Here is a 10,952-nt window from a genome sequence, read left to right as displayed (position 1 = left end):
GAGCTCCTTGAAGGGTCGTTCGAGACCAGGACGTTGATAGGTCGGGTGTGGAAGTGCAGTAATGCATTAAGCTAACCGATACTAATTGCCCGTACGGCTTGTCCCTATAACCTTGGCAGTCATGCCAGAGACAAGGGTTCAGCTGTTTGTTGAGCATACAGAGAACAACAAGAACTTACTTCTTCCGGATTCAGCGTGGCGCCAACAAAGCGACACGCGTACAAGTTATGCCTGATGACCATAGCAAGTCGGTACCACCCCTTCCCATCCCGAACAGGACCGTGAAACGACTTTGCGCCGATGATAGTGCTGCAACCAGTGTGAAAGTAGGTTATCGTCAGGCTAGTTATTAAGCGAAGCCCGCTCCAGTGATCTGGAGCGGGCTTTTTGCTTTGGAACGCCGTTTCAGCCTGGGCACTTCAGCCCGGCGCTTCGGTCGGGCGCTTCGGTCGGGTTTACTCAGCCACCATCGTTCGTTATCCTGTCCCTTGATCACAAGGAGGACACGATGGGGCATTCACTCTCGTGGTTCGTGGTGTCCGGCCAGGACGCCGCTACGCTGCTCGACGAATTGCAACTGGTTCGCACGGGGCAGACGACCGACCATCCCGGGCGTGGCATCCATTGCGCCACACTGTCCGACGGCGCGTTCATGCTGCACGTCGATGACGTCGATTCGCGCCTGACCGCCGTCCCGCTCGTGAAAACGCTATCGGCCAAGGGCCAGGTGATCCTTTGCCGCGCCGAGGAACACGTGATGTTCAGCGCCGTCGCCTGCTATCGGCAGGGCGAGTTCGCCTGGTCGGTCGAGCACGACGCCCAGCAGGATATCTGCCACCTCGCCATCGCCGGCGACGCGCCGCCCGAGGCGGCGGCGATGCGCGCGGCCGCGCTGGCCGACCACGACCACGGTCCCTGCGGCGATGCCGATACCGATTACATGTTCGATGTGCCGATCCGCCTGGCGGAGAAGCTGACCTCGTTCAGTCACGACGGGGGACTGCGCGCCGCGCGTGCCGACGCGTTCGAGCTGCTGCATACGTTGCAACCGCTGCCGCGCCGGCCTTGGTGGAAACTCTGGTAGCGTCCTGAACGAACGCCACGGATGACCATGCCTGATTCAGTGGCCCTGAAGCATCGGGCTCACGCATCGGCTTGAAGGATCAGGCCTGCGACAGCGGCGTCGGATCCTGCGCCACGGCCGCCGCGGCCTTGGGCGTGCTGCCGCCGCTGATGCTGCTGCCATCGTCCGGGCGCAGGCGCCAGAACATCAGGGCCGAGACGACGGTGACGGCGGCCAGCGCCAGGAAGGCGTGGTGCAGCGCCTGCGTCACCACGACCTGGTCGGTCTGTGGCACGCGGCCCAAGAACCAGCCCGTCACCAGCGAACCCCAGGCCAGGCCGAAGCTCATCGACAACTGCTGGAACGAACTGGCCATCGTGCTGGCCATGCTGGAATCCTTCTGCTCGACGTCGGCATAGGCCAGCGTGTTCATGCTGGAGAACTGCAGGGAATTGAAGAAGCCTTGCAGCAGGCCGATGCCGGCGATCGCATACCAGGGCGTGCTTGGTCCCACGAGCGAGAACAGCGCGATGGTGATGCCGATGCAGACGGTGTTGACGATCAGGATCTGGCGGTAGCCGAAGCGCGCCAGCATTTTCGAGGCGACCAGCTTCATGCCCATGGCTGCGGCGGCCGTCGGCATCATCAACAGGCCCGATTGCCATGCCGGCAGCTTCAAGCCCAGCTGGTATAGCAGCGGCAGCAGGAAGGGCAGGCCGCCCACGCCCAGGCGCGTGATGAAGCCGCCCAGCACGGAAATGCGGAAGGTGCGTATCTTGAACAGGGTCAGGCGCAGCAGCGGGAACTGTTCGCGCGTGGCATGCCAGCCGTAGGCGGCGAGCAAGGACACGGACAGTACGAGCATCAGGCCCATCGTGACGCCGTCGAGCGTGTGCTCGCCAAATACTTCCAGCAGCCAGGACAGGATGGCCGTGCCGGAGCCGAACAGGATCAGGCCGATGATGTCCAGCGGGCGCGGCTCGGCGCCGCGGTAGTCGGGCATGTGGCGCAGCACGAGGTACAGCGCCAGCAGGCCCACGGGCACGTTGACGAAGAAGATCACGCGCCACGACGTCCAGTGCACGATCAGGCCGCCGACCGTGGGTCCCAGCAGCGGACCGATCAGCGCCGGCAGGATCACGAAGTTCATCGCCTTGAGCAGCTCGTTCTTCGGGAAGGTACGGATGATCGACAGGCGCCCGACCGGCATCATCATCGCCCCGCCGATGCCCTGCAGCAGTCGCGCGGCCACCATCATGGGCGCGTTCAGCGACAGGCCGCACAGCACTGAAGCGAGGGTGAAGATCGAGATGGCGGTGGCGAACACGCGTCGGGTGCCGAAGCGGTCGGCCATCCAGCCGCTGACGGGGATGCCCACGGCAAGGCTGAGGATATAGCTGGTGACGACGGACTTGAGGCTCAGCGGCGTGACGTTAAGGCTGGCAGCGATGCTCGGGACGGCGGTATTGACGATGGTGGCGTCGAGCTGCTCCATGAACAGGGCAGTCGCGACGAGCCAGGGAAGGTAGCGTTTGACGTTATCGGTATCGGCCATGCGGATCGGTCTTTCGCGGCGCCTGGAGGGGCGCCGCATGGACCGATTGTCACATAAATCACTTCAAGGTGACTTGTACCGGGTCGCCGTGGACCCGGCCGGACGCGATCAGAAGTGGTACGCGGCGCGCACGAGCGCCAGGTTCACGCCGCCGTTCGGGTGCTTGATGCCGCCGTTCGAGTAGTGCTGCAGGCGCACGCCCAGGTCCAGCTTGTTCGAGAACACGTAGCCCACGCCGATGTGGTCGGCGAATTCGAAGGCGGTCGACAGCTGGCGGTGGGTGTTGCGGTACACGCTCGAGAACACGCTGACGCCGATGCCGGCTTCGCCGTAGAAGCCCAGCTTGTCGTCCGCTTCCCAGCGGAACACCGGGGTCAGGCCGACCACGCCCAGGTTCTTGCGGCGGTCCGCGACGTCCTCCCAGCGGTTGGCGCGCCAGTAGGCGACGTTGGCGTCCCAGTAGCCCGACAGGTGGTAGCCGTGGGTCGGCAGCCAGTTCTGGTTCCAGTCCTTCTGGGCCGACAGGCGGACCACCTGCACGTGTTCGCCGCCGCCGCCTTCCAGCGACACGGAGTCGAACAGGCCATCGGCGGCGAAGCCGGCTTGGGCGGCGGACAGGGCAGCGACGGCCGCCAGGGTGCGAACGATTTTTTTCATGTGGATTCTTGCCTTCGTTATTGGAAATAAGGCCGTGAAACGGTGATCATTGACGGCCAAACCGGTATTGTAGCGATGTCGCGGGATTTACGTGGTCGACCTGCCAATCCTTAAAGTGCAGTCAACATTTCAACAACACCTGCGTCACCGAATTTGAAACTAACCGACAAAGGAGCAGCATGACGCACCCGATCGTGGCCTTCCTCGGCATTGGACTGATAGGCAAGCCGATGGCCGCACGCCTGGCGCACGCGGCAGGTACCGTGCACGCCTGGAATCGCAGCCCCGCCAAGGCCGAGGCGCTGCGCGCCGACGGCGCCGTGCCCTGCGCCCGGCTGGAAGATGCGGTCAGGGGCGCCGGCATCGTCATCTCGATGCTGGAAGCGGGGCCGGCCGTCGCCGCAGTGCTCGAGGCCGCGCTGCCATTCCTGGCGCCCGGCACCCTGTGGATCGACATGAGCTCGACGCGCCAGGACGAGGCACTGGCCTTTGCCGCGCGCCTGCGCGCCCATGGTTGCCGTTTCGTCGATGCGCCCGTGTCCGGCGGCGTGGTCGGCGCCGAGGCGGGGACGCTGGCGATCATGGCCGGCGGCAGTCTTGAGGACGTGGCGCGGGCCGAACCGGTACTGCGCGCGCTGGGCACGGTGACGCGGGTCGGGGAGGTCGGCAGCGGCCAGGTGGCCAAGCTGTGCAACCAGCTGGTCGTGGGCGCGACGTTGAACGTGGTGGCGGAAGCGCTGCTGCTGGCCCAGGCGGCCGGCGCCGACCCGGCCGCCGTGCGCGAGGCGATCCGGGGCGGCTTCGCCGGCAGCCGCATCCTCGACCTGCACGGCCAGCGCATGCTGGACCGGAATTTCGTGCCGGGCGGCCAGGTCAAGACGCAGCTGAAGGACCAGCGCAACATCCTGGCCGCGGCTGGCGCCGCCGGCGTCGTGCTGCCCGTGACGGAATTGGTGACGCGCCGCTACGAGACGATCGAAGAAGACTTGCCGTCCGCGGATCACTCCGCCGCGCTGATTGCGCTGGAGCGGATGAATCCGGGAGTACGCTTGGGCGCGGCACCGAACAAGTTGAGCGACAACTAACGTCGCCCCTGCGAAGGCAGGGGCCTGATCTCGTTCGCACTGGAGTGCCGTTGGCGACTTCGAATCGCTTTCCTTGGGTCCCCGCCTGCGCAGGGACGACGGTTCATGTTGCGACGTCAGCGGCTCAGGCTCATCTCCACCAGCCGCACCCAGTAACTCGCTCCGATCGGCAGCAACTGGTCGTTGAAGTCGTAGCTGCCGTTGTGCAGCTGGCACGGCCCCAGCCCGTGTCCATGGCCGCGGTGCTCGCCGTCGCCGTTGCCGATGAAGACGTAGCAGCCCGGCTTGGCCTGCAGCATGAAGGCGAAGTCTTCCGCGCCCATGGTCGGTTCGACATCGGTGTCGACGGCATCCTTGCCCACGACGGCGCGCATGGCTTCCACCGCCAGCGCCGTCTGTTCCGGATGGTTGACCAGCGGCGGGTAGTTGCGCTTGAACGTGAAGTCGACGCTCGCATTGAACGCGGCCGCGACGCCGTTCGCCATCTCGCGCATGCGCGTCTCGATCAGGTCGAGTACCTGCGTGGAGAAGGTGCGCACGGTGCCGATCATGACGGCTTCGTCCGGAATCACGTTGGTGGCGCTGCCGGCGTGGATCTGGGTGATCGAGAGCACGGCCGTGTCGAGCGGGTTCTTTTCGCGCGACACGATGGTCTGCCAGGCCTGCGCCACCTGCACGGCCGTCATGACGGGATCGATGCCGCGGTGCGGCTGGGCCGCGTGCGCGCCCTTGCCCTTGATGACGGCGCGGAACTCGTTACTGGATGCCATCATCGGCCCGGCCACCACGCCGAAGGTGCCGGCGGCGATGCCCGGCCAGTTGTGCATGCCGTACACGGCATCCATGGGGAACTGCTCGAACAGGCCGTCCTCGATCATGCGCCGCGCGCCCGCGCCGCCTTCTTCTGCGGGCTGGAAGATCAGGTAGACGGTGCCGTCGAAGTTGCGGTTGCGCGACAGATAGTGGGCTGCGCCCAACAGCATGGCCGTGTGGCCGTCATGGCCGCATGCATGCATCTTGCCCGCATGGCGCGACGCGTGCTCAAATGTGTTCAGTTCCTGCATGGGCAGCGCATCCATGTCGGCGCGCAGGCCGATGGCGCGGTTCGACGTGCCGTTCTTGATGATGCCGACGACGCCCGTCACGCCGAGGCCGCGAACCACGGGGATGCCCCAGTCGGCCAGGCGGCTCGCCACCACGTCGGCGGTGCGCTGTTCTTCGTAGCAGAGTTCGGGATGTGCGTGGATATCGCGCCGGATCGTTTCGAGTTCGGACTGGAATGCGAGGATGGGTTCGACGAGTCTCATTCGGTTTCTCCCTGTATGCGTGGGCACTGCCTGTCTGGCAATGCCGTGTTGTGATTCATTGTAGCCCGACCTTCGCGGCAAAGGCCAGCCCTGACGACAGCGGCTGGAATCGGATAAAGTATTGGTTTCTCGACGTTTTTTTCCTGGATTGATCCGATGACCAAGACCGTTGTCAGGGGCGCCTGCCCGCACGACTGCCCCGATACCTGCGCCCTCCTCGTCACCGTGGAGGATGGCGTGGCGACCGAGGTCAAGGGCGACCCGGATCATCCGACCACCGCCGGCGTGCTGTGCACCAAGGTGTCGCGCTACGTCGAGCGCACCTACCACCCGGACCGCCTGCTGACCCCGCTGCGCCGCGTCGGCAAGAAGGGGGAGGGCAAGTTCGAACCCATCTCCTGGGACGAGGCGCTGGACGAGATCGCCGCGCGCCTGAAGCCGATCGCCGCGCACGACCCGCAGGCGATCCTGCCGTACAGCTATTGCGGCACGATGGGCCTGGTGCAGGGCGAGGCGATGGCGATGCGCTTCTTCAACCAGCTGGGCGCGTCCTTCCTCGACCGCACCGTGTGCGCGACGGCCGGTTTTACCGGCTACAAGTACACGATCGGCGGCTCGATCGGCACCGACATGGAACAGTTCCAGGATGCCAAGCTGATCCTGATCTGGGGCGGCAACCCCATCGCGTCGAACCTGCACCTGTGGATGCGCATCCAGGAAGCCAAGCGGCGCGGCGCGAAACTGATCGCCATCGACCCTTACCGCTCGCTTACGGCCGAGAAATGCCACCAGCACATCGCGCTGATGCCGGGCACGGACGCCGCGCTGGCGCTGGGCATGATGCACGTGCTCGTGAAGGAGCAATTGCTCGACCACGAGTACATCGACAACTACACGTTCGGCTTCGCGCAACTGAAGGACCGCGTGGCCGAGTGGACGCCGGAGCGCACCGCCGAGACCTGCGGCATCAGCGTGGAAGAAGTCGTCGAGCTGGCGCGCGAGTACGGGCGCACGGCACGGCAGGGCGAGCCGGTCGCCATCCGCATCAACTACGGCCTGCAGCGCGTGCGCGGCGGCGGCATGGCGGTGCGCAACATCACCTGCCTGCCGGCGCTGGTGGGCGCCTGGCGCCATGCGGCCGGCGGCATCCAGCTGTCGACCTCGGGCTCGTTCCCGACCGACAAGGTGGCGTTGCAGCGCCCGGACCTGCTGCGCGGCCGCCTGCCGCGCACGATCAACATGAACACCATCGGCGACGACCTGCAGCGCGAGGCCTCGCCCGCCTTCGGCCCGAAGATCGAGGCCGTCATCGTCTACAACGCCAACCCGGTGGCGATCGCGCCCGACTCGTCGCAGGTGCAGCGCGGCTTCGAGCGCGAAGACCTGTTCACCGTGGTGCTGGAACACTTCCAGACCGATACCGCCGACTACGCGGACATCGTGCTGCCGGCCACCACGCAGCTCGAACACGTGGATGCGCACCTGACCTACGGCCACCTGTACATGATGGCCAACAACGCCGCCATCGCGCCGCTGGGCGAATCCAAGCCGAACACGGAGATCTTCCGCCTGCTGGCCAAGCGCATGGGCTTCACCGATCCCGCCTTCGACGAGACCGACGACGAGATCGCCGCCAAGGCATTCAATACCAAGGACCAGCGCGCCATCCACTTCGACTGGGCCTCGCTCAAGCGCACCGGATGGCAAAAGCTGAACATGCCGGCCGCCCCGTTCGCCGAGGGCGGCTTTCCGACGCCGTCCGGCAAGTGCGAGTTCTATTCGAGCGCGATGCTGGCCGACGGCCTCGACCCGCTGCCGACCTACATCCCGAACTACGAGTCGGTCGCCTCCAGCCCCGAACTGGCCGAGAAATATCCGTTGGCGATGATTTCTCCGCCGGCCAGGAACTTCCTCAACTCAACTTTTGTCAATGTCCAGAGCCTCCGTGCCACGGAAGGTGAACCGCACCTGGACATCCATCCCGCCGACGCCGCCAGCCGCGGCATCGAGGACGGCGGAATGGTACGCATCTTCAACGACCGGGGCTCGTTCGTCGCGCGGGCCCGCGTCACCGCCAAGGCAAGGCCCGGCCTCGTGGTCGGCCTGTCGATCTGGTGGAAGAAGCTCGCCAGCGACGGCAAGAATGCCAACGAAGTAACCAGTCAGCGCCTGACCGACATGGGCCGGGCGCCTACCTTTTACGACACGCTGGTGCAGGTCGAGAAAGCCGCACCATGAACCTGACATATGACATTGCTATCGCGAATCACCCCGTGGTTGCGCCCCGTGCTGGTCGCCGGCACGGCCGGCGCGCTGCTGGCCAGCTGCTCCACGCTGAACTACTACACGCAGGCGGCCCAGGGCCAGCTTGAACTCATCTCGGACGCCCGTCCGATCGACGACTGGATTGCCGACCCCGGCACCAGCTCCAAACTGCGCCTGAGGCTCGAGACGGCGCGCCAGATCCGCCGCTACGCCGTTAGCGAAATGGCTTTACCCGATAACAACAGCTACAAGAACTACGCCGCCCTGAAACGCCAGTACGTGCTGTGGAACGTGGTCGCCACGCCCGAGCTGTCGCTCAAGCCGCTGCAGTGGTGCTTCCCCGTGGCCGGCTGCGTCAACTACCGCGGCTACTACAGCAAGAGCGCGGCCCAGGCGTATGCGAAGGAATTGCAGGCCGAGGGCAACGACGTCGAGGTGGGCGGCGTGGCCGCGTATTCGACGCTCGGCTGGTTCAACGATCCGCTCATTTCCACCTTCATCAATTATCCGGACGGCGAACTGGCGCGCATGATCTTCCACGAACTGGCGCACCAGGTCGTGTACGTGGCCGGCGATTCGCAATTCAACGAATCGTTCGCGTCCACGGTAGAGGAGGTCGGCGTCGAGCACTGGCTCGAACGCTTCGGCAGCCCGCCGATGCGCGACGCCTACGCGCGCTACCGCAGCCGCAAGAAGGATTTCCTGAACCTGCTGGTCAAGTACCGCAAGGCGCTGGAAAAGAACTACGCGCTGGTCGACCGCAGCGATGCCGAAAAGCGCGCCGTGAAGGCGCGCCTGTTCCAGGAGCTGAAGGACGAGTACCAGGTCCTGAAAGGCAACTGGGGCGGCTACGCGGGCTACGACCGTTTCTTCGAGCAGCCGCTGTCCAACGCCCACCTGGCATCGATCGCGACCTACGAGGACTTCGTGCCGGCCTTCCGCGCGCTGCTCCAGCGCGAAGGCAGCTTCCCGCGTTTCTACCAGGCCGTCAAGCGCCTGGCCGACATGGACCGCGACGATCGCCACCGCATCCTGAAGGCGATGGTACCGCCCATCACCGCGGCGCCCCTGATGGTGCAGCGCAGCGAAGCGCCGCGCTAGCGTTTGCGTCCCATTGCGCGGAAAATGCTTGCATCCGGACGCGCTGCCCGATAGCATCATGCCTGGTAATCTAAGCACGACCGTGCGTTTTTTTTCGGTCGGGCTGCCGACAGGCTCCGCAGCCACCTCCGGAGCCGACTCAGAAAGAAAAATAACGGAGACAGAGGCACCCGATGGACAAGATTTGGCTGAAGGCTTATCCGCCGGGCGTGCCGGCGGACATCGATCCCGGGCAGTACGACTCGCTGGTGCAGCTGCTGGACGAGTCGTTCGGCAAGTACGCCGCCAACAATGCGTTCGTCTGCATGGACAAGTTCCTCACCTACGGGGAACTGGACACGCTGTCCCGGCGCCTGGCGGCCTGGCTGCAGAGCCGCGGCATGCAGCCGGGCGCGCGCGTCGCCGTCATGATGCCGAACGTGCTGCAATACCCGGTGGCGCTGGCCGCGATCCTGCGCGCCGGCTACACGGTCGTCAACGTGAATCCCCTGTACACGCCGCGCGAGCTGGAACACCAGCTGGTCGACTCGGGCAGCGAAGCCATCGTCGTGCTCGAGAACTTCGCCCACACGGTCGCCCAGGTGCTGGGCAAGACGTCGGTGCGCCACGTGCTCGTCGCCAGCATGGGCGAGTTGCTGGGCGGGGCCAAGGGCATGCTGGTGGACTTCGTCGTCCGCCACGTCAAGAAGATGGTGCCGGACTTCTCGATCCCGCACATGGTGCGCTTCAAGGATGCGCTGGCGCAGGGCGCGCGCATGCGCTTCGTTCCCGCCCAGCTGAAGTCCTCGGACATCGCCTTCCTGCAGTACACGGGCGGCACCACGGGCGTCTCGAAGGGCGCGATCCTGACGCACCGGAACGTGATCGCCAACGTGCTGCAGAGCGAAGCCTGGTCGAAGCCGGCGATGAGCCGCCCGCCGCTGGTCGAATTCCCGACCATCGTGTGCGCGCTGCCGCTGTACCACATCTTCGCGCTGACGGCATGCGCGCTGTGGGGCATGCGGGTGGGCGCCCTGAACATCCTGATCCCGAACCCGCGCGACATCAAGGGCTTCATCGGCGAGCTGGCCAAGTACCGCATCAACATGCTGCCCGCCGTGAACACGCTGTACAACGCGCTGGTCAACCATCCGGACTTCCGCCACCTGGACTTTTCCGGGCTGAAGGTGTCCAATGGCGGCGGCATGGCGGTGCAGCAGGCCGTCGACGACAAATGGCATGCCATCACCGGCACCCACATCATCGAAGGCTACGGCCTGTCCGAGACGGCGCCGGTGGCCACCTGCAACCGCTGCGACGTGGAAGCCTTCACCGGCACGATCGGCCTGCCGGTGCCGTCGACCGAGGTCGCCATCGTCGACGACGACGGCCGGCCGCTGCCGGTCGGCAGCATCGGCGAGATCGCCATCCGCGGCCCGCAGGTGATGGCCGGCTACTGGAACCGGCCCGAGGAGACGGCCAGGGTCATGACGGCGGACGGCTTCTTCAAGTCGGGCGACGTCGGCATCATGGACGACAACGGCTACGTGAAGATCGTCGACCGCAAGAAGGACATGATCCTGGTATCCGGCTTCAACGTGTACCCAAACGAACTGGAAGCCGTCATCGCGGCCCATCCCGGCGTGCTGGAATGCGCCGTGATCGGCGTGCCGGACGAGCATTCCGGCGAGGCCGTCAAGGTGTTCGTGGTGCGCAAGGACCGGGACCTGACGGCCGAACAGCTGATGGACTACTGCAGGCAGGAGTTCACCGGCTACAAGAAACCGAAGTACATCGAATTCCGCGACGAGCTGCCGAAGACCAACGTGGGCAAGATCCTGCGCCGCGCGCTGCGCGAGGAAAAACAGGCGGCATAGTGGCAGCATGAACCACCGGTAGCATGAATCACCGTCGTCCCCGCGCAGGCGGGGACCCAAGTC

Annotated in this window: 8 protein-coding genes and 2 rRNA genes; 7 read left to right on the top strand and 3 right to left on the bottom strand. The window is 65.4% G+C overall.

What is annotated here, in order from left to right; all coding sequences use genetic code 11:
• The 3 genes from ACI1V7_RS22710 to ACI1V7_RS22700 form a co-directional block, all read left to right on the top strand.
• Positions 1-106: ribosomal RNA gene (locus ACI1V7_RS22710) — 23S ribosomal RNA — on the top strand; the annotation flags it as partial.
• A 124-nt stretch (positions 107-230) separates the two neighbouring features.
• Positions 231-343: ribosomal RNA gene (gene rrf, locus ACI1V7_RS22705) — 5S ribosomal RNA — on the top strand.
• A 165-nt stretch (positions 344-508) separates the two neighbouring features.
• Positions 509-1,084: a hypothetical protein gene (locus ACI1V7_RS22700; protein WP_404534146.1), complete on the top strand. Its 576-nt coding sequence runs from the start codon at positions 509-511 to the stop codon at positions 1,082-1,084.
• A 79-nt stretch (positions 1,085-1,163) separates the two neighbouring features.
• Here the strand turns inward: ACI1V7_RS22700 and ACI1V7_RS22695 are convergent, their stop codons facing one another.
• Both ACI1V7_RS22695 and ACI1V7_RS22690 read right to left on the bottom strand, forming a co-directional pair.
• The gene (locus tag ACI1V7_RS22695; protein ID WP_404534144.1) at positions 1,164-2,618 is read right to left on the bottom strand and encodes a DHA2 family efflux MFS transporter permease subunit; all 1,455 of its coding nucleotides are present in this window, start codon (positions 2,616-2,618) and stop codon (positions 1,164-1,166) included.
• A 108-nt stretch (positions 2,619-2,726) separates the two neighbouring features.
• Positions 2,727-3,275 carry an acyloxyacyl hydrolase gene (locus ACI1V7_RS22690; protein ID WP_404534142.1) on the bottom strand — a complete coding sequence of 183 codons (549 nt, stop codon included), beginning with the start codon at positions 3,273-3,275 and terminating at the stop codon, positions 2,727-2,729.
• 179 nt (positions 3,276-3,454) lie between these two features.
• Here ACI1V7_RS22690 and ACI1V7_RS22685 point away from each other — a divergent pair, with 179 nt between their 5' ends.
• Positions 3,455-4,360 carry an NAD(P)-dependent oxidoreductase gene (locus ACI1V7_RS22685; RefSeq protein WP_404534140.1) on the top strand — a complete coding sequence of 302 codons (906 nt, stop codon included), beginning with the start codon at positions 3,455-3,457 and terminating at the stop codon, positions 4,358-4,360.
• Between the two features lie 116 nt (positions 4,361-4,476).
• On the opposite strand, the gene ACI1V7_RS22680 is transcribed toward ACI1V7_RS22685, so the two are convergent.
• A complete protein-coding gene (locus tag ACI1V7_RS22680; RefSeq protein ID WP_404534138.1) occupies positions 4,477-5,667 on the bottom strand; it encodes a M20 aminoacylase family protein in 1,191 nt (396 codons plus the stop codon).
• Positions 5,668-5,823: 156 nt separating this feature from the next.
• On the opposite strand from ACI1V7_RS22680, the gene ACI1V7_RS22675 reads away from it, so the two are divergent.
• The 3 genes from ACI1V7_RS22675 (at position 5,824) to ACI1V7_RS22665 (ending at position 10,889) form a co-directional block, all read left to right on the top strand.
• A complete protein-coding gene (locus ACI1V7_RS22675; RefSeq protein WP_404534136.1) occupies positions 5,824-7,905 on the top strand; it encodes a molybdopterin-containing oxidoreductase family protein in 2,082 nt (693 codons plus the stop codon).
• Between the two features lie 9 nt (positions 7,906-7,914).
• Positions 7,915-9,033 (top strand): aminopeptidase, encoded by a 1,119-nt coding sequence (locus ACI1V7_RS22670; RefSeq protein WP_404534134.1) that lies wholly within the window; start codon positions 7,915-7,917, stop codon positions 9,031-9,033.
• A 173-nt stretch (positions 9,034-9,206) separates the two neighbouring features.
• Positions 9,207-10,889, top strand: coding sequence for a long-chain-fatty-acid--CoA ligase (locus ACI1V7_RS22665; protein WP_404534132.1), 1,683 nt, complete (start codon positions 9,207-9,209; stop codon positions 10,887-10,889).
• The last annotated feature ends 63 nt before the right edge of the window (positions 10,890-10,952 follow it).

This window comes from Massilia paldalensis (genome assembly GCF_044901715.1).
Classification (GTDB): Bacteria; Pseudomonadota; Gammaproteobacteria; order Burkholderiales; family Burkholderiaceae_D; genus Telluria; species Telluria paldalensis.
This window is presented reverse-complemented; position numbering and strand designations above follow the sequence as displayed.